Source organism: Streptomyces lacrimifluminis, assembly GCF_014646095.1.
GTDB classification, from domain to species: Bacteria; Actinomycetota; Actinomycetes; order Streptomycetales; family Streptomycetaceae; genus Streptomyces; species Streptomyces lacrimifluminis.
Genome location: NZ_BMMU01000013.1, coordinates 49,272 through 67,926, shown reverse-complemented (window position 1 = coordinate 67,926; position 18,655 = coordinate 49,272). Strand labels below are relative to the sequence as shown.

Below are 18,655 nucleotides of genomic sequence, written 5' to 3'. Positions count from 1 at the left end.
CTTCTTGTTCGCCCCGCGGTTCCGGGCGGAACGCGAGGGGCTATAGCTCAGTTGGTAGAGCGCCTGCATGGCATGCAGGAGGTCAGGAGTTCAATTCTCCTTAGCTCCACAGATCAAGACATCGTGTGACGAGAGTCCCGCTCCCCTCGGGGGAGCGGGACTCTCGCCGTTCGCCCGCCAACTCCGGCAGACTCTTCCTGGACCGGCTTGAGTCACTTGGGGCCTCGGAGGCGTATACCTCTGCGGAAGCTCTTCTTGTATGCATGTTTGCGCTGGCCGCGACGGCTGCGGTGGGTGCCGTGTCCGGACTGGTACGAAGGCGTCGCTGACCGTATTGGTCCGTCCGTGGCAGAATCAAACGGCCGGAAGGGGGCGCGGCCCGACGGGAGGGAGTTGCGATGCCTGCGAGCATCCTCAGGGAGGTCGGTCACCCCCCTGAAGCGGCAGTCATACGAGGCAGGAGAACCCGTCTCAGCTGTCCTTCCTGCGGTTCCGGCCATGTCGCCCAGGTGCTCGGTGACAACGGTGGCGTTTCCTACGTGTGTACGGCCTGCGGCCACAGCTGGAGCTGATCGATGGGTGCACACAGGAGGAAATGCGACTGGTGCGGCAGTGGTACGCCCATCGTCCGTGACATGGAGCCCGTGAACCACGACTACCAGTACTGGTGCGAGGAATGCGCGCGGGCGCTGATCATAAAAGGCGACCCGATCGAGACCTACCGTGAGCTGGAGGGCGAGCCGATCTACGGCCGACTCCTTGAGGAGCACTGCACTCTCAAGCGGTTCTACTCGTTCGTCACGGCCTGACCCCGGTACCCCCGCCGGGCCGGACGGAAACGATTTGGTGCTGCACCGGGGGACCGGTAATGTTGGCGTCGCCCGCCAGGGAAACCCGGCGGAACGCGAGGGGCTATAGCTCAGTTGGTAGAGCGCCTGCATGGCATGCAGGAGGTCAGGAGTTCAATTCTCCTTAGCTCCACAGAAATCGAAGGCGGGTCATCCGAACAGGATGGCCCGCCTTCGGCGTTGTGCATGGGAACACGTACAGGACACGTACGGGGAACGCGGACGGCGGGCCATCCGATCGATCGGGGTGGCCCGCCGTGGTTGCTTGTCGCGTGTCTCAGCGACCGCTGCCCAGAGCGCGTCGGCCCCGGCCGCCGCGCTGGGACAGGACCGGCAGGCGGTCGGGGGCCGAGGTCCTGGTGTCCTCTTCCAGGCGCAGGGCGAGCGCCGGGCAGCGGCGCACCGCGCGCAGCGCCTTCGCCTCCGCGTAGCGGGGCACCTTGGCCTGTGCGACGGTCGGGAAGCCGTCGGCGCCGAGCTCGAAGACCTCCGGGAGGATGTCGGCGCACAGGCCGTGACCGCGGCAGAGGGTCCAGTCGACGTAGATCTTCTGGCGGCTGGGGCCGCTCTCCTCCTCCGACTGACCGCCCGGGAGGCCCGAGGGCAGCTGACCGCCCTCGAAGAGCGGCAGAACGCCTTCCACGGGCCTTCCGCAGCCGTTTCCGAGGACATGGGCGGCGAGGTCGTCCGTGAACGCCTTGATGGTCGATTCCAGGAACATCGCCGAGCCGTCCGGGTGCGAGCACGCACCGCGCCGTTTCACGGACTTGGCGACCTGCTTGACGGCCTCCAGGGCGGCCGGGCCACCGCCGTTGAGGATGTCCGCCATACCGCGCGCCGCGGCGGGCAGACCGAGGTAGCAGGGGCCGCACTGGCCGGCGCTCTCCTCGGCCAGCCACTGGGCCACGCGCAGCGACTCGCCCAGCGGGCAGGTGTCCTGGCTGATCGGCAGGATCGCGCCGGCGCCGAGCGCGCCGCCCACCGCGTCCAGGGAGTTGCGCGAGACGATCGCCTCGTTGACCGTTGCCGAGTCGATCCACTTGCCGTGGTAGCCGCCGGTCAGCACACCCTGCGGAACCGGCGGGGCGCCGGCGAGCTGGAGGACGTACCGCAGGGGCACACCTGTCGGCACCTCGATCACCATGGGGCGGGCGACCGCGCCGGAGACCGTGAGCATGACGGTGCCCGGCTCGTCGTACAGGCCGGTGTTGCAGTAACGCTCGGCCCCGATGCGGGCGGCGATCGCCAGCTGGGCGTAGGTCTCGGCGTTGGACAGCAGGGTGGGTGCGCCGCCGACGCCGCTCTGCGAGGCGCTGATCTTGCGGCCGGGCGGGATCGCCGGGCCGCCGTCGATGGAGCGGATCAGCGAGGCGGCGGCGCCGGTGACCATCCGGATCGGATTGCGCTGCACACGCGCGCGGAGGGCCGATCGGCGGCCGTTGTTGAGGCCGCGCTCGGCGAGCGCGGCCTCCATGGAACGCTGGGTGGATTCACGTGTCACCCCGATGACGAGGGTGCGGGCGCCCATGGCCTCCGCGCACAGCAGGGCGCCGTCCAGGATCAGGTGCGGGGCACGGTTGACCAGCACTGTGTCCTTGCGGCAGGCCGGCTCGTCCTCGCTCGCGTTGACGACGACGACCGGCCGCACACCGCGGCGGATCGCCGTCTCGGCGACCGACCGCAGTTTCTTGTGGAAAGGGAAGCCCGCGCCGCCGCGGCCCTTCAGGGAAATACGTTCGGAGAGCTGCGCGAGCTGCTCGCCGCCCATCGGTTCGAGCGGCCCGTGCACCTTGAGGTGCATGGGCAGATCCAGTCGTTCGACAAGGTCGAAACCCGACGTGAGCTGGGGAAGTCCGACCACGCGGACTTCGGGGACGTCGGGCAGAGCCTCGTTCACTTAAAGCCTCCGGAAGGCGCGTTCCAAGGTTCGCCCGAACCCGGTGCGTCGAAGTCGAAGGAAGCACCGGGGTTTGTATCAGTGGCGGGACCGCTGTTGTACGTGTCGTTCGCGTTGTACGTGCCATAGGCGGCATTCGACTCACCGGTGTTGTACACATCACTCGTGCCATACGCCGCAGTGCCCGGATTGCCATAGGCCGGGATGTTGTATCCGGTGTCGGCCATGGGGTCGTACGCCGACACGGGGGCCTCGCCCACGGGCGGCGGGGACGGGATCGGCCAACTGCCCGACGTGCTGCCGTCCATCCGCGGCATCGCCTCGGTGGCCTGGATGTCCATGCGCGCGGTCTGGTCCATGTACGAGTCCTGCGGGGGCGTGACGGCGCGGTAGGCCGCCGCGAACCCGTCCTGCGCGGGTTCGGGAGTCATGGCGCGGCTGGCCGGAGTGTCGTAGAGCGGCGAAGCGGAGGGCGCGCTGCGCGGCGAGGGCACCCCCGAGTCCCCGCGCGCGGGCCTGCCGGCGGACTGGTTCTCGTAGCCCGGCAGGGCGGACTCCCCGAGCCGTGCCCGGCTCGCGTCCAGGCCCTCGCGGCCGGGCCGCTCCTGGGACCCCAGGATCGCCATGATCTGGGCGGCCACCTTGCGCTTGAACGGGCGGGGCGCCGAGCGCAGTGCCAGGGCCGCGATGACCGCGACCAGGGACAGGCTGTACAGGATCGTGAAGACCGGCTTCGCCTCGCGTCCCGCGTACAGGCCGTGGACCAGGGCGAAGCACCAGGCCGGGTAGGCCAGCATGTGCATCGCGCGCCAGCGTGCCGCGACCGGTGCCGGGGAGGCGAACTGGCTGCGCAGCGCGCCGGTGACGGCCGTGAAGATCATGAGCAGGCCGGCCATGGAGCCCATGCCGATGAGACCGGCGGTGCCGGTGAGGCCGAGGCTAAAGGGGATCAGCGCGGTGATCAGTGTGGCGTGGTCGAGCGCCAGCTTGACCGAGACGTGCATCAGCAGGAAGGCGACCGAGGAGACGGCGGTCGTCCGGTGCACGGCCTGTGCGAGCAACCGCTGACGGGTGTTCAGGAAGACCCGGTCGGTCGCGACCAGACCCCAGATCACCGAGCAGGTGAGAGCGACCAGTGACAGCACGCCGGCGCCGAAGTTGAGGAAGTCCTGGACCGAGTCACCTCCGACCAGCACGACCACGGGTATGAGCAGCAGCATGGCAGCGGTCGCCATGCCGTAGGCCGAACGGCCCGTCCTGGGAAGCGAACTGTTACTACGAGGGTTCATGGGGGCAACTCCGAGCGGTTCGGGAAGGCGGTCCCGCGTCGAACTCTAAGTCGAGACATACCGAGGAGTACGAGGTTTGAGTTATTGCGCTGTTACCAAAGGGCTGTGAGGTCGTTGTGATGTCCCATAGAGGTTGTTACGCGAAGTAATTTTTGAACCTGGTTCAGGTTTTGCTGTGTGGTGATTCACGTTTCCGCCCGGAGGCCCGGGGCGGTGTGTGGGGGTCCTGTGGGGACTCGGGGAACACTTCATGCGCGTGGCACCCGGTGCCACGCGCCAGGGAACTCCGTCGCGGCGCGCTCGACGGCTGCGGTACCCTGACGCCATGCGTGCCGTACGCCTTCTGCTTAGCGAGCCGCGCTGATCAGTCCCGACCGCTGACGAATCGTGGTCGGCATCGGCGCGGCGTCCCCTCCTGTGCGAGGGGATTTTTCATTTCCAGCCGCTGGCAGAGACGATCGATGGAGCTTTGAGGACCATGAGCGAGACGAACCCCGCTGCCGCCGAGGTCGCAGCGCCGCACCGCTACACGGCTGCCATGGCGGCCGACATCGAGGCACGCTGGCAGGACTTCTGGGACGCCGAGGGCACGTACGCCGCCCCCAACCCGAGCGGCGATCTGGCGGGCGACGCCGAGCTGGTCGCCAAGCCCAAGAAGTTCATCATGGACATGTTCCCGTACCCCTCCGGTGCGGGTCTGCACGTCGGCCATCCGCTGGGCTACATCGCGACCGACGTGTCCGCCCGATTCCAGCGCATGACCGGCCACAACGTCCTGCACACCCTGGGTTTCGACGCCTTCGGCCTGCCCGCCGAGCAGTACGCGGTGCAGACCGGCACGCATCCCCGGGTGTCCACCGAGGCCAACATCGAGAACATGAAGGTCCAGCTGCGCCGGCTGGGCCTGGGCCACGACAAGCGCCGGTCCTTCGCGACGATCGACCCGGACTACTACAAGTGGACCCAGTGGATCTTCCTGCAGATCTTCAACTCCTGGTACGACGAGGAGGCGGACAAGGCCCGCCCGATCGCCGCCCTGATCGCCCAGTTCGAGAGCGGCGAGCGCGCCGTACCGGGTGACCACGCGCGCGCGTGGAACCAGCTGACCGCCGCCGAGCGCGCCGACGTCCTGGGCGAGTACCGCCTGGCGTACGCCTCCGAGGCGCCCGTCAACTGGTGTCCGGGACTGGGCACCGTACTGGCGAACGAGGAGGTCACCGCGGACGGCCGGTCCGAGCGCGGCAACTTCCCCGTCTTCAAGGCCAAGCTGCGCCAGTGGAACATGCGCATCACCGCCTACGCCGACCGGCTGCTGAACGACCTGGACGCGCTGGACTGGCCCGAGGCCATCAAGCTGCAGCAGCGCAACTGGATCGGCCGCTCCGAGGGTGCCCGCGTCGACTTCCCCGTGGACGGTGACGCGATCACGGTCTTCACCACCCGCCCGGACACCCTGTTCGGCGCGAGCTACATGGTCCTGGCGCCCGAGCACCCGCTGGTCGAGAAGCTGATCCCGGCCGCCTGGCCCGAGGGCACCCACGACGTCTGGACGGGCGGCCACGCCACACCCGGCGAGGCTGTCGCCGCCTACCGTGCCCAGGCCGCCTCGAAGTCGGACGTCGAGCGGCAGGCCGAGGCCAAGGACAAGACCGGTGTCTTCACCGGCTCGTACGCGACCAACCCGGCCAACGGTGAGCGGATCCCCGTCTTCGTCGCCGACTACGTCCTGATGGGCTACGGCACCGGCGCGATCATGGCCGTACCGGCGGGCGACCAGCGCGACTTCGAGTTCGCGCGCGCCTTCGAGCTGCCGATCCACTGCATCGTGGAGCCGACCGACGGGCGCGGCACCGACACCTCGACGTGGGACAACGCCTTCGGGGCGTACGACGCGAAGATCATCAACTCGGCCAACGACGACATCTCGCTGGACGGGCTGGCCGTCGCCGACGCCAAGGCGCGCATCACCGAGTGGCTGGAGCACAAGGGCATCGGCCGCGGCACCGTCAACTTCCGGCTGCGCGACTGGCTGTTCAGCCGCCAGCGCTACTGGGGCGAGCCCTTCCCCATCGTCTACGACGAGGACGGCGTCGCCCACTCGCTGCCCGAGTCGATGCTGCCCCTGGAGCTGCCCGAGGTCGAGGACTACTCGCCGCGCACCTTCGACGCGGACGACGCGGACACCTCCCCGGAGACCCCGCTGTCGCGCAACGCGGACTGGGTCAACGTCACCCTGGACCTGGGTGACGGACGTGGCCCCCAGAAGTACCGCCGCGAGACCAACACCATGCCCAACTGGGCCGGTTCCTGCTGGTACGAGCTGCGTTATCTGGACCCGCACAACAGCGAGAAGCTGGTCGACCCGGCCATCGAGCAGTACTGGATGGGCCCCCGCGAGGGGCAGCCCCACGGCGGCGTCGACCTGTACGTGGGCGGCGCCGAGCACGCTGTACTGCACCTGCTGTACGCACGCTTCTGGTCCAAGGTCCTGTTCGACCTAGGGCACGTCTCCTCGGTCGAGCCGTTCCACCGGCTGTTCAACCAGGGCATGATCCAGGCCTTCGTGTACCGGGACAGCCGCGGCATCGCCGTCCCGGCCGCCGAGGTGGAGGAGCGCGACGGCGCCTACTTCCATCAGGGCGAGAAGGTCTCCCGGCTGCTGGGCAAGATGGGCAAGTCCCTGAAGAACGCGGTCACTCCGGACGAGATCTGCGCCGAGTACGGGGCGGACACGCTGCGCCTGTACGAGATGGCGATGGGTCCCCTGGACGTGTCGCGGCCGTGGGACACGCGCGCGGTGGTGGGCCAGTACCGGCTGCTGCAGCGGCTGTGGCGCAACGTCGTCGACGAGAACAGCGGCGAGGTCACCGTTGTCGACACCGAGGCCGACGAGGCGACACTGCGTGCCCTGCACAAAGCGATCGACGGTGTCCGTCAGGACCTGGAGGGCCTGCGGTTCAACACCGCTATCGCCAAGGTCACCGAGCTGAACAACCATCTGACCAAGGTGGGCGGTCCGGTCGCGCGCACGGTCGCCGAGGCTCTGGTGCTGCTGGTCGCGCCGCTGGCCCCGCACATCGCCGAGGAACTGTGGCGCAGGCTGGGCCACCCCGACTCGGTCGTCCACCAGGACTTCCCGGTCGCCGACCCCGCGTACGTCGTGGACGAGAGCGTGACCTGCGTCGTGCAGATCAAGGGCAAGGTCAAGGCCCGCCTGGAGGTCTCGCCGTCGATCTCCGACGACGAGCTGGAGAAGGTGGCACTGGGTGACGACAAGGTCGTGGAGGCGCTGGCCGGCGCGGGGATCCGCAAGGTGATCGTGCGGGCGCCGAAGCTGGTCAACATCGTCACGGCGTAGGTGCGGGCGTCGGTGGAGGCGTTGCCGCAAAGGCTGATACGGGCGATCGCGCAGGTGTAGGCGCGGGCGGTCCGTCGGGCCGCTCGGGGTAGTCCCCTACGGGCAGGTTCGGGGTTCTTTCGGAACTCCGGGCCTGCCCTTTGCGTTTACCGTTGAAGAGCGGCGCGAAGGCCGCTACCGGTATGAGGAGGAGCGCCGTGGAAGCCGCTGTCGCCGTTGTCGCTCTGCTCTTCCTGCTGTTCGTCGTGCTGGGCGTGTACGCGACCGTGAAGGTGGTCGGCGCGGCCAAGAGGGGTGTGGACCGGACGATCTCGCAGGCCCGCCGCACTGTCGAGGACACCACACTGCGCGCCAAGACCTACGCGCAGCTCGGCCCGGCCGGCGAGCTGGCCCAGCTCAGGCTCAGGCTGCGTACGTCGATGCGTGCCACGCAGGACGCGCTGCACGCGGGCGTGGGCGAGGACGAGTCCCTCAAGGAGTCCCTGGGCCTCTTCGAGCGGCTCAGCGCGCACGGCCACGAGTTGGACGCCGAACTCAAGAGGCTGGAGTCCGAGCCCGACCGGGCGACACTCGTCGCACGACTGCCCGCCCTGCGCGAACGCACCGAGCAGATCACGCACGCCGCCGACTCGCTGCGCTGGGCGGCCCGGGACCGGGCGACCCGTTTCGCGGACGACGACCTGGACGCCCTGAGGAGCCAGATAGACGTCGAGGCGGGCGCCCTGCGGCACTGGACGACCGAGGAGCCCTCGCCTGCCGCGACACCCACGCCGACCGACACCCCCGCCCCCGCTCCGCCGCCGTGGCCCGAGGCACCGGCCGCCGACGGCGCCGCGGCGCAGCAGACCTGGCCGGACAACCCCGACGCGCGCCGGGCCGCCGAACAGACGCGGCCGGCCATCACCCCGCCGGTCCAGCAGCCCGTCTACCCCTGGCAGAAGAAACCCCGTCCCGAGAGCACGACTTGATCCGGTGGGCCGGCTCCGGCCCCGTCGCAGGTGACAGGGGCGGACTGCCGCCCACGAGCTACGGCAGGTAACCTCCAGCTCATGTCCCGCCATGTCGCTATCGTCACCGATTCAACGGCCTACCTGCCGCCGCTGACGATGGAGCGCCACGGCATCATCGCGGTGCCGTTGACCGTGGTCCTCGGCGACCGGGCATTCGAGGAGGGCACCGAGATCTCGGCCCGGTCCCTGGCCCAGGCACTCCAGAAACGCCGGTCCGTCACCACCTCGCGCCCCAGCCCCCAGCTCTTCGCGGAGACCTACCGCAAGGTCGCCGAGTCCGGCGCCACCGGCATCGTCTCGCTGCACCTCTCCGCCGAGTTCTCGGGCACGTACGACGCCGCGGTCCTGGCGGCCCGTGAGGCGCCGGTGCCCGTGCGGGTGGTGGACACCGGCATGGTGGCGATGGCCCTCGGGTTCTGCGCGCTGGCCGCGGCCGAGGCGGCGGAAGCGGGCGGCACGGTGGACGAGGCCGTCACCGCCGCGGAGAAGCGGGCCGCGGGTACGTCCGCCTACTTCTACGTCGACACCCTCGACTATCTGCGCCGTGGCGGCCGGATCGGCGCCGCGCAGGCCCTGTTCGGCTCCGCCCTCGCCGTGAAGCCGCTGCTGCAGCTGGACGGCGGCCGTATCGAGCTGCGGGAGAAGGTACGGACGGCGTCCAAGGCCATCGCCCGCCTGGAGGAGATCGTCGCCGAACAGGCGGGCGGGGCGCAGGTCGACATCGCCGTTCACCATCTGGCCGCCCCCGACCGGGCAGCGGCCCTCGCGGACCGGTTGCGGGACCGGGTGCCGGGGCTGGCCGAGCTGCACGTGAGCGAGATCGGAGCAGTGATCGGGGCGCATACGGGACCGGGGCTGCTGGGAGTGGTCGTTTCGCCTCGGTGAGGGGCCTGCGGGGGTTTTGGAGGGCTCCGGGGACGGGATTCCGTCGGTGCGTGGAATCCGTGCGGGTGACGGAGTTATCCACAACCGGCTGGTAATCCACCGGAATTGAGCAAGATCATCGCGAGTGTGGTGGATTGCTCCATCCTCGGCACATGGCACTTCGATCACGTTCACGCGCAACCACTCCGACCAGCGGCCCGGGACGCGGCCCGATGTCCGACGGCCGCGTCCGCCACGGCCATCGCCGGCCCCGCAGCCGTGCCCGACAGCATCAGGCGTCGGCCGACGAGATCCGCCGACGGGCGGAGGTGCTCTTCGGCGAACAGGCGCTGGAACGAAGGGAATCGGGGAACGGACCGCCGGGTGGTGAGCGGGATGCGGGGGCGGCGGACGGCGGGGAGAGGGCGCGGTTCCCCGGGCCGCCGGGGCGTGGGGTTTCCGGTGCGGGCGTGGACATCGACGGGGGTACCACCGCGACTGCCGTTGCGGACAGCGGCATCGGGTCCGACGCCGGAGCCGTGGGCGGTCGGGCTGCCGGGGCCTGGCAGGAACGGGCCGGGCTCGCGATGCGGGAGCGGATGCCCCTGTGGTTGCAGGTGCGGTGCGGTCTGGAGCGGCGGAGCGTGATGGCGCTCACGGTGGTGCTGGTCGCTGCCGCGGTGCTGGCCGTGCAGCACTTCTGGACCGGGCGTGAGCAGCCCGTTCGGGCACCGGAGGTGGTGCGGGCGGCGGCTCCGTTCGGGGCCGCGCGGGCGGACGGTGCGGCCAATCCCCGGAGCGTCGCGGGAACGGCCGGGGCCCAGATCGTGGTGGACGTCAGTGGCAAGGTACGGGCGCCGGGAGTGCATCGACTGCCGACCGGATCCAGGGTCGCCGACGCCCTGCGGGCCGCGGGCGGGGTGCGTCCCGGTACGAAGACCGACGGGCTCAACCGCGCGCGGTTCCTCGTGGACGGCGAACAGGTGGTGGTCGGCGGGGCTGTGCCCGTACCGGGGGCGGTCGTGGGCGGTGTGGTGGGCTCGGGTGGTGGGGGAGCGGGCGGCTCAGCGGGCGGGGCGGGGGCCGGGCCGGCGGCGCCTGTTTCGTTGAACACGGCCACCACGGATCAGCTCGACACCTTGCCGGGGGTCGGCCCTGTGCTGGCGCAGCACATCATCGACTACCGCACCCAGCACGGCGGATACCGGTCCGTGGACGAGCTGCGCGACGTCAACGGCATCGGCGAGCGCCGCTTCGCCGATCTGCGCAACCTTGTGCAGCCATGAGCCGGGTACCGCACACATCGCGATCCGAAGGCCCGCCCGGGCGTGAGACAGCCGGGCCGGCACCGGACGAGCCCCGCACGCCCGACGACCGGCTCACCCCCGCCCGCCGATCACCTCGCGCCCGCCGGCCCGTGCACGCGGCCTCGGGGAAACGGCTGGGGGAATCCCATCCCCGGCAGAAGGGGCCGACCGACCTGCGGTTGGTGCCGCCCGCACTGGCAGCCTGGGCGACGGCGGCGCTGGCGCTGGATGCCCCGCCCGGGTGGGTCACCGGCGTCGCGGTCGCCTGTTCGGTCGCGGCCGGCTTGCTCCTGCTGGTCCGCCGTACTTCCGGGGGATCCGGTCTCCCGCCGACGGGACAGCCCCGGTGGGGCACCTGGTCGCGGGTTTCCGTGGCTGCCGTGCTGCTCTGTGTCGCCGCGGCTGCCGTCTCCGCCGGGCTGCACGGAGCCGATCTGCGGCGGGGGCCGGTACCGGGGCTGGCCCGGCAGTACGCCCATGTGACGGCCGAGTTGGAGGTCACCTCCGATCCGCGACTCACCCGGCCCCGCATCCAGGGCGCCCACGCCCTGCCGACCGCCGTACTGCTCGACGCCGATGTCCGGCGCGTCCAGAAGCCGGACGGAAGCACGGTGGCGACTCGGACGCCCGTGCTCGTGACCGTCGCCGTGGGCGCGAAGCCGACGCGCACGGGACCGTTCCGCCGGGCGGCGAAGGCGGCGGACGGGCCGGAGCGGTCACCCTGGCTGGGGCTGTTGCCGTCCACACGCCTACGGGTGACCGGACGGCTCGTGCCCGCGTTGACGGGCGGTGACCGGGTCGCGGCCGTGCTGCGGGTACGGGACCGGGCGGCGCCGGAGGTGGTCAGGGAGCCCTCGGCGGCGCAGCGGTTCGCGGGGCTCCTGCGTGCGGGACTGAGGGACGCCACCGACGACTTGCCGGCGGACGCGCGGGCGCTGCTGCCCGGGCTGGTCGTCGGGGACACCTCACGCGTCACTCCCGAGCTGGACGAGGCGTTCAAGGAGACCGACCTCACTCATCTGATGGCCGTGAGCGGGGCGAACTTCACGATCCTCCTCGCCCTGCTCATCGGACCACCCGCCCTCGCCCAGCAGGTCGAACGGCGTGGCCTCGCACCCCGCCTGGGTATCTCCCTCCGGACCACGGCACTGCTCGGTGGCGCGCTCACCCTGGGATTCGTCGTCGTGTGCAGACCCGACCCGAGTGTGCTGCGTGCCGCGGCCTGCGGATCCGTCGCGCTGCTCGCCCTCGCGACCGGGCGCCGCCGGTCGCTGATTCCGGCGCTCGCGACAGCGGTTCTGCTGCTCGTGCTGTACGACCCCTGGCTGGCCCGGAGTTACGGCTTCCTGCTCTCCGTCCTCGCCACCGGCGCACTCCTCACCCTCGCGCCCCGCTGGAGCCCGGCGTTGCGCAGGCGTGGGGTGCCGCCGCGCCTGGCCGAGGCGCTGGCCGCGGCCGGTGCGGCGCAGGCCGTGTGCGCGCCCGTCGTGGCCGTGCTGTCGGCACGGGTGAGCCTGGTGGCGGTGCCGTGCAACCTGCTCGCGGAGTTCGCCGTCGCCCCGGCCACGGTGCTGGGCTTCGCGGCGCTGGCCACGGCTCAGGTGGCGCTGCCGGTGGCCAAGGTGCTGGCCTGGGGCGCGAGTTGGCCCGCGGGATGGATCGTGGACATCGCCCGTACCGGAGCCGCGCTGCCCGGCGGAGGAGTGGACTGGCCGGGCAGTTGGACGGGCGCGCTGCTGCTGGGGCTGTGCATGGTGCTCGTCGTGTTCGTCGGCGCGCGCCTGCTGAAGCATCCGGGGTGGTGCGCGGCCTGCGGGGTGCTGCTGCTCCTGGTGGTGCTGCGGCCGGCGCCGCTGACCAGGGTGATCACGGGGTGGCCGCCGCCCGGGTGGCGGTTCGCGATGTGCGACGTGGGGCAGGGCGACGCGACCGTGCTCGCGGCGGGGGAAGGCGCCGGTGTGGTCGTGGACGCCGGACCCGACCCGGCACTGGTCGACCACTGTCTGCGCGAACTCGGCATCACCAAGGTGCCCCTCGTGATCCTCACCCATTTCCACGCGGACCACGTTGCCGGGCTGCCCGGCGTGCTGCGCGGGCGCTCGGTGGGCGCGATCGAGACAACGGGGTTCGAGGAGCCCGAGGAGCAGGCCGAGTTCGTACTTAGGGAGGCGGCGGCGCGGCGCATCCCGGTGACGCGTGCCGTCGCCGGTGAGCGGCGGCGGACGGGTGACCTCGACTGGGAGGTGCTGTGGCCGAGGCCGGCCCCGGCCCCCGAGCCGGAAGGCGCCAACGACGCCAGTGTCACGCTGCTCGTCCGGTCGGCCGGGCTGCGGCTGCTCCTCCTCGGGGACCTCGAACCCCCGGCCCAGCGCGCGCTGTTGAGTTCGCCGGCCGCCGCGCAGGTGCGTGCCGTGGACGTACTCAAGGTCGCCCACCACGGGTCGGCCTATCAGGACCCGGACCTCATACGGGCGGCGGCCCCGAGGCTGGCGCTCATCTCGTGCGGCGCGGAGAACACGTACGGGCATCCCGCTCCCAGCACGGTGGCGGCGCTCAGGGAGGCAGGAGCGGTGGTGCTGCGGACGGACGAGGACGGGGCGTTGGCGGTCGTCGGTGCGGGCCGGGAGCTGAGGGTGGCGAGAAACTGAGGCCATGAACTCCGCACAGGCTGATGCCTACCTCCGTCGGCTGGGCGCCGAGCGCCCGGCGTCGCCCACTCCCGGTGTACTGCGCGAGCTGCAACTGCGGCACCTGGTGTCGGTGCCCTTCGAGAACCTCTCGATCCATCTCGGTGAGGACATCGCCCTGGAGGAGAACCGGCTGTTCGACAAGGTGGTGGGCGCCCGTCGGGGCGGGTTCTGCTACGAACTGAACGGTGTCTTCGGTGCGTTGCTCACGGCGCTGGGCTTCGACGTCACGTTGCTCGCGGCGCGGGTGTACGGCGACGGGGAGCGGCTCGGGATCCCCTACGACCATCTCGCGCTGCGGGTGCGGACGGGGGACGGCGGCGACTGGCTGGTCGACGTGGGCTTCGGGGCGCACAGCCACTGTCCGCTGGCGATCGGGCAGCGGGGCGAGCAGGAGGATCCGGGCGGTACGTTCCGGATCGTCGAGGCGGGGGCGGACGGGGCGGGTGTACGGGGAGGCGGAGTGGGCGGGGACTCCGGCGACCTGGATGTGGTCCGGGACGGCCGTCGTTGTTACCGGCTGGAGCTGCGGCCACGTGTGCTCGGGGACTTCGTGGCGGGGGCCTGGTGGCACAGCACCTCGCCGGAGTCCCACTTCACGCGGTCCCTGGTCTGTTCGCGGGTCACGGAGGACGGCGGGCGGATCACGCTCAGCGGCCGGAGTCTCACGGTGACGGCCCCAGACGGGCAGAGGGAGGTGAGGGAGCTGGGGGAGCTGGGGGCGGACAGCGAGGTGCTCGCTGTGTACCGGGAGCGGTTCGGGGTCGAACTGCCGGGTGTGCCGACGATTCGGGGATCGGGCAGGGGCGACTGAGGCGGCTGCAGCGACTGGACCAAGCTTCGGAGTAGCGGAAAATGGCTGCGTGAGCGATGTGAGACATGTGCTTGTGCTGCCCGACCGTGATGCCGCCGAGGACGTGGTGGAGGCGCTGCGTGACCGGTTCGGCCTCGACGAGGAGCCGCAGCTCGTACGGGACGCGCTGGCCGGTGAGGACGACGCGGAGGACGCGCAGTGGCTCGTGGTGCTGCGGGACGAGGTGGGGCGGCTGGATCCGAAGGAGCTGGACGAGTTCGCGGGGGAGTGGGAGGGATGGCGGGAGGAGCCGTAGTTCGTGTGGAGCCGTAGCCGCCGTAGCCGCCGTAGCGGTTGCCGTGTCGGTCTGCCGGAGGCGTCGGTGGGCTTGGTGGGCGGCGGCGTTGTCAGTGGCTCGTGGGATGCTTTCGGGGATGGCCAAGAAGAGCGCACATGACGACCCTCTCGCCCCCGTCACGCTTGCCGTGGGCCAGGAGGACCTCCTGCTCGACCGCGCGGTGCAGGAGGTGGTGGCCGCCGCCCGGGCCGCCGACGCCGACACGGACGTACGGGACCTGACCTCGGACCAGTTGCAGCCGGGCACGCTGGCCGAGCTGACCAGTCCGTCGCTCTTCGCGGAGCGCAAGGTCGTGGTCGTGCGCAACGCGCAGGATCTGTCGGCCGACACGATCAAGGACGTGAAGGCGTACTTCGGGGCGCCCGCGGAGGAGATCACCCTCGTGCTGCTGCACGCGGGGGGAGTCAAGGGCAAGGGGCTGCTCGACGCGGCGCGCAAGGTGGGGGCGCGGGAGGTGGCGTGTCCCAAGATGACGAAGCCGGCGGATCGGCTGGCGTTCGTGCGGTCGGAGTTCCGGGTGACGGGGAGATCGGCAACGCCCGAGGCGTGCCAGGCGCTCGTCGACTCGATCGGGAGTGATCTGCGGGAGCTGGCGTCCGCGGTGACCCAGCTCGTCGCGGATGTCGAGGGGACGATCGACGGGGCCGTGGTCGGGCGGTACTACACGGGGAGGGCCGAGGCGTCGAGCTTCGAGGTGGCCGACCGGGCTGTCGAGGGGCGGGCGGCTGAGGCGCTGGAGGCGTTGCGGTGGTCGTTGTCGACCGGGGTCGCGCCGGTGCTCATCACCAGTGCGTTGGCGCAGGGGGTGCGGGCGATCGGGAAGCTGTCCTCCGCGCGGGGTGGACGGCCGGCGGATCTTGCGCGGGAGCTGGGGATGCCGCCGTGGAAGATCGACCGGGTGCGGCAGCAGATGCGGGGGTGGACTCCGGACGGGGTCGCTGAGGCGTTGCGGGCGGTTGCCGTGGCCGACGCGGGGGTGAAGGGGGGCGGGGACGACCCCGAGTACGCGTTGGAGAAGGCGGTCGTGGTGATTGCTCGGGCGGCTCGGTCTCGGGGGCGGGGGTAAGGGCGTGGGGGTGAGGGGGTGGGGGTTTCGCCCCCGCCGCCCCTACCCGTCCCATCCCGTCCTGGGGGCTGCCGCCCCCAGGCCCCCGTTGTCGGCCCTGAAGGGGCCTCGTCCTCAGACGCCGGACGGGCTGAAAGGTGCCGGACGGGCTGAAAGGTGCCGGACGGGCTGAAAAGGGTGCTGGCCGACGCTGCAAGGGCACTGTCCAGGGCATACCGAAGGCCCCTGTGTCCGGTTCATGCCGAAGGCCCCGTCGCTGTCCTGGGGTAGGACAGTGGGCGGGGCCTTCGGGCGGAACGTTCTGCTTGGCTTCACGCCCGCGTGGCGAACGCAGGTCGTGCGTGGAGCCTGGGTGCCGGTGGGAGCGGGAGAGAGGGCCCGCTGGGTCCTTCCGGCGGTTGGATCAGATCAACCGAAGAGAGGTTCAGCCCTTGAGGGAGGCGACCTTGGAAGCAAGCGCCGACTTCTTGTTGGCGGCCTGGTTCTTGTGGATGACGCCCTTCGCGACGGCCTTGTCGAGCTGACGCGCGGCAGCGCGCTGAGCCTCGGTGGCCTTCTCGACGTCACCCGCGGCAGCGGCCTCGCGGGCCTTGCGGACCGCGGTCTTCAGGGAGGACTTGACGGCCTTGTTGCGCAGCCGGGCCTTCTCGTTGGTCTTGATCCGCTTGATCTGGGACTTGATGTTCGCCACGAATGAGCCTTTTCAGGTTCAGGCGCACGAGGGCATGCCTCATACGCCGTTTGATTGCTTCTTTGTTGCACTGCGTTTGACCGCACCTGTGTCTCCTGCTGAGAGGGCATGAGACACAGCGACCCAGGCTACCAGCCACCTTCCGGACAGCCCAATCCGGCTGCCGGGCCCCCGCGCGGACCGCGCGAAACCATCCAAACCGGTCCCCGGTCCCCGCCCGTGGGACGATGGAGCCTACGTATCGATCCGACCCGAGACCGCAGACACTGCGGACGCCTCAAGAATCAGGACCCTGCGTGCCCGCGATCCCTAGCCATGTGCCCGAGCCGAGCCGTACCGACCCGGCGCTGCTCCGCAACTTCTGCATCATCGCGCACATCGACCACGGCAAGTCCACGCTCGCCGACCGGATGCTCCAGCTGACCGGAGTGGTCGACCAGCGGCAGATGCGCGCCCAGTACCTCGATCGCATGGACATCGAGCGCGAGCGCGGCATCACGATCAAGTCCCAGGCGGTGCGCCTGCCGTGGGCCCCGACCGACGGGGACGGTCAGGCCGGGACTCACATCCTGAACATGATCGACACCCCGGGTCACGTCGACTTCACGTACGAGGTCTCGCGGTCGCTCGCGGCCTGTGAGGGCACCGTTCTCCTGGTCGACGCCGCTCAGGGCATCGAGGCCCAGACCCTCGCCAACCTCTACCTGGCGATGGAGAACGAGCTCACCATCGTCCCGGTGCTGAACAAGATCGACCTGCCGGCCGCCCAGCCGGAGAAGTTCTCCGAGGAACTCGCCAACCTCATCGGCTGCCAGCCCGAGGACGTGCTCAAGGTCTCGGCGAAGACCGGCATCGGCGTGGACGCGCTCCTGAACCGGGTCGTCCGCGACGTCCCGGCCCCGGTCGGGGTCAAGGACGCCCCGGCCCGCGCGATGATCTTCGACTCGGTCTACGACTCCTACCGGGGCGTGGTCACGTACGTCCGTGTCATCGACGGCCAGCTCAACAAGCGCGAGCGCATCAAGATGATGTCGACCGGCGCCACCCACGAGCTCCTCGAGATCGGCGTCTCGTCCCCCGAGATGACCCCGGCCGACGGCATCGGCGTCGGCGAGGTGGGCTACATCATCACCGGCGTGAAGGACGTCCGTCAGTCCAAGGTCGGTGACACCATCACCAGCAAGGACAAGGGCGCCACCGAGGCTCTCGGCGGGTACAAGGACCCGAAGCCGATGGTCTTCTCGGGCCTCTACCCGCTGGACGGCTCGGACTACCCCGACCTCCGCGAGGCGCTGGACAAGCTCCAGCTCAACGACGCCGCCCTGGTCTACGAGCCGGAGACCTCCGCGGCCCTCGGTTTCGGCTTCCGCGTCGGCTTCCTCGGCCTGCTGCACCTCGATGTCATCCGCGAGCGCCTGGAGCGCGAGTTCAACCTCGAACTCATCGCCACCGCGCCCAACGTGGTCTACCGCGTGATCATGGAGGACGGGAAGGAGCACACGGTCACCAACCCGAGCGAGTTCCCCGAGGGCAAGATCGACAAGGTCTTCGAGCCGGTCGTCCGGGCCACGATCCTCGCTCCCAGCGAGTTCATCGGCTCGATCATGGAGCTCTGCCAGACCCGCCGCGGCACCCTTCTCGGCATGGACTACCTCTCCGAGGACCGGGTCGAGATCCGTTACACGCTCCCCCTCGCCGAGATCGTCTTCGACTTCTTCGACAACCTGAAGTCCAAGACCCGCGGCTACGCCTCCCTGGACTACGAGCCCACCGGAGAGCAGGACGCCCAGCTCGTGAAGGTCGACATCCTGCTGCACGGCGACCGCGTGGACGCCTTCTCGGCCGTCACCCACAAGGACGCGGCGTACGCGTACGGGGTGCGGCTCGTCGCCAAGCTGCGCGAGCTGATCCCGCGACAGGCCTTCGAGATCCCCATCCAGGCCGCCATCGGGTCGCGGGTCATCGCCCGCGAGACCATCCGCGCGATTCGCAAGGACGTTCTAGCCAAGTGCTACGGCGGTGACATCTCGCGTAAGCGGAAGCTGCTGGAGAAGCAGAAGGAGGGCAAGAAGCGGATGAAGATGGTGGGCTCTGTGGAGGTTCCGCAGGACGCCTTCATCGCCGTCCTGTCGAGCGACGAGAACGCGGGGTCGGGCAAGGGCAAGAAGTAGCCGACGCCCACTCGTGGGAATCGGGAGAACGGGGGCTCGCCGCGTGAGTACGCGGCGGGTCCCCCTTCGTATGCGTACCGTCGGGCCTGGGGGAGCGAACAGTCGCTCTCTGTAGGAAGTGACAGGCCGTCGCCCCTTACGCGCCGGGCGGTCGCCCCTTACTCTGATCTCTGCTCGGTAGTTACTCGCGAGTCACTCAGGTTTCGCCTCGTGATGTGCAGGTCGGTCGCGCCCTGCTGACCTGCTTTTCTGCTGGGGGTCCGGGGTTCGTCCCCCGGGAAGACGCAGTAACAACAGCCGCAAATGAGCCAGCCGC

Annotated in this window: 13 protein-coding genes, 2 tRNA genes and 1 pseudogene; 13 read left to right on the top strand and 3 right to left on the bottom strand. The window is 70.3% G+C overall.

Going from position 1 to position 18,655, the window contains the following annotated elements; all coding sequences use genetic code 11:
- Positions 1-36: 36 nt before the first annotated feature.
- From IEY89_RS20455 to IEY89_RS20445, 4 genes and pseudogenes are all read left to right on the top strand, one after another.
- Positions 37-109: transfer RNA gene (locus IEY89_RS20455), tRNA-Ala, on the top strand.
- Between the two features lie 76 nt (positions 110-185).
- A pseudogene (locus tag IEY89_RS40760) lies at positions 186-329 on the top strand (MFS transporter); the annotation flags it as partial.
- A 246-nt stretch (positions 330-575) separates the two neighbouring features.
- Positions 576-809: a hypothetical protein gene (locus IEY89_RS20450; RefSeq protein ID WP_044472114.1), complete on the top strand. Its 234-nt coding sequence runs from the start codon at positions 576-578 to the stop codon at positions 807-809.
- Between the two features lie 99 nt (positions 810-908).
- Positions 909-981: transfer RNA gene (locus tag IEY89_RS20445), tRNA-Ala, on the top strand.
- 144 nt (positions 982-1,125) lie between these two features.
- On the opposite strand, the gene IEY89_RS20440 is transcribed toward IEY89_RS20445, so the two are convergent.
- Complete coding sequence (locus IEY89_RS20440) at positions 1,126-2,745, bottom strand: NADH-quinone oxidoreductase subunit NuoF family protein (RefSeq protein ID WP_189148895.1); 1,620 nt, start codon at positions 2,743-2,745, stop codon at positions 1,126-1,128.
- Complete coding sequence (locus IEY89_RS20435; RefSeq protein ID WP_189148894.1) at positions 2,742-4,034, bottom strand: ferric reductase-like transmembrane domain-containing protein; 1,293 nt, start codon at positions 4,032-4,034, stop codon at positions 2,742-2,744. Before IEY89_RS20435 ends, IEY89_RS20440 begins: the two co-directional genes overlap by 4 nt.
- 478 nt (positions 4,035-4,512) lie before the next feature.
- Between IEY89_RS20435 and leuS the strand changes: the two genes are divergently transcribed.
- From leuS to holA, 8 genes are all read left to right on the top strand, one after another.
- Positions 4,513-7,392: a leucine--tRNA ligase gene (gene leuS, locus IEY89_RS20430; RefSeq protein WP_189148893.1), complete on the top strand. Its 2,880-nt coding sequence runs from the start codon at positions 4,513-4,515 to the stop codon at positions 7,390-7,392.
- Positions 7,393-7,589: 197 nt separating this feature from the next.
- Positions 7,590-8,360: a hypothetical protein gene (locus IEY89_RS20425; RefSeq protein WP_189148892.1), complete on the top strand. Its 771-nt coding sequence runs from the start codon at positions 7,590-7,592 to the stop codon at positions 8,358-8,360.
- Positions 8,361-8,441: 81 nt separating this feature from the next.
- Complete coding sequence (locus IEY89_RS20420; protein WP_189148891.1) at positions 8,442-9,287, top strand: DegV family protein; 846 nt, start codon at positions 8,442-8,444, stop codon at positions 9,285-9,287.
- A 152-nt stretch (positions 9,288-9,439) separates the two neighbouring features.
- Positions 9,440-10,552, top strand: coding sequence for a ComEA family DNA-binding protein (locus IEY89_RS20415; RefSeq protein ID WP_189148890.1), 1,113 nt, complete (start codon positions 9,440-9,442; stop codon positions 10,550-10,552).
- 131 nt (positions 10,553-10,683) lie between these two features.
- Positions 10,684-13,221, top strand: a complete 2,538-nt coding sequence (locus tag IEY89_RS20410) for a ComEC/Rec2 family competence protein (RefSeq protein WP_189149019.1) — start codon at positions 10,684-10,686, stop codon at positions 13,219-13,221.
- 4 nt (positions 13,222-13,225) lie between these two features.
- On the top strand, positions 13,226-14,074 hold the full coding sequence (locus tag IEY89_RS20405; protein WP_189148889.1) for an arylamine N-acetyltransferase family protein: 849 nt from the start codon (positions 13,226-13,228) through the stop codon (positions 14,072-14,074).
- A 49-nt stretch (positions 14,075-14,123) separates the two neighbouring features.
- The gene (locus IEY89_RS20400; protein WP_189148888.1) at positions 14,124-14,369 is read left to right on the top strand and encodes a hypothetical protein; all 246 of its coding nucleotides are present in this window, start codon (positions 14,124-14,126) and stop codon (positions 14,367-14,369) included.
- 118 nt (positions 14,370-14,487) lie between these two features.
- The gene (gene holA, locus IEY89_RS20395; protein ID WP_189148887.1) at positions 14,488-15,477 is read left to right on the top strand and encodes a DNA polymerase III subunit delta; all 990 of its coding nucleotides are present in this window, start codon (positions 14,488-14,490) and stop codon (positions 15,475-15,477) included.
- Positions 15,478-15,901: 424 nt separating this feature from the next.
- On the opposite strand, the gene rpsT is transcribed toward holA, so the two are convergent.
- Positions 15,902-16,168 carry a 30S ribosomal protein S20 gene (rpsT, locus tag IEY89_RS20390; RefSeq protein WP_189148886.1) on the bottom strand — a complete coding sequence of 89 codons (267 nt, stop codon included), beginning with the start codon at positions 16,166-16,168 and terminating at the stop codon, positions 15,902-15,904.
- A gap of 296 nt (positions 16,169-16,464) precedes the next feature.
- Here rpsT and lepA point away from each other — a divergent pair, with 296 nt between their 5' ends.
- Entirely contained in the window at positions 16,465-18,339 is a 1,875-nt protein-coding gene (gene lepA / locus IEY89_RS20385; protein ID WP_189148885.1) for a translation elongation factor 4, read from the top strand.
- Positions 18,340-18,655 lie beyond the last annotated feature (316 nt).

Bases quoted from the DNA above. Each gene is read 5' to 3' on its own strand.
- leuS (WP_189148893.1), top strand. From the start codon at position 4,513: ATGAGCGAGACGAACCCCGCTGCCGCCGAGGTCGCAGCGCCGCACCGC.
- IEY89_RS20450 (WP_044472114.1), top strand. From the start codon at position 576: ATGGGTGCACACAGGAGGAAATGCGACTGGTGCGGCAGTGGTACGCCC.
- IEY89_RS20420 (WP_189148891.1), top strand. From the start codon at position 8,442: ATGTCCCGCCATGTCGCTATCGTCACCGATTCAACGGCCTACCTGCCG.
- IEY89_RS20405 (WP_189148889.1), top strand. From the start codon at position 13,226: ATGAACTCCGCACAGGCTGATGCCTACCTCCGTCGGCTGGGCGCCGAG.
- holA (WP_189148887.1), top strand. From the start codon at position 14,488: ATGGCCAAGAAGAGCGCACATGACGACCCTCTCGCCCCCGTCACGCTT.
- IEY89_RS20415 (WP_189148890.1), top strand. From the start codon at position 9,440: ATGGCACTTCGATCACGTTCACGCGCAACCACTCCGACCAGCGGCCCG.
- IEY89_RS20435 (WP_189148894.1), bottom strand. From the start codon at position 4,034: ATGAACCCTCGTAGTAACAGTTCGCTTCCCAGGACGGGCCGTTCGGCC.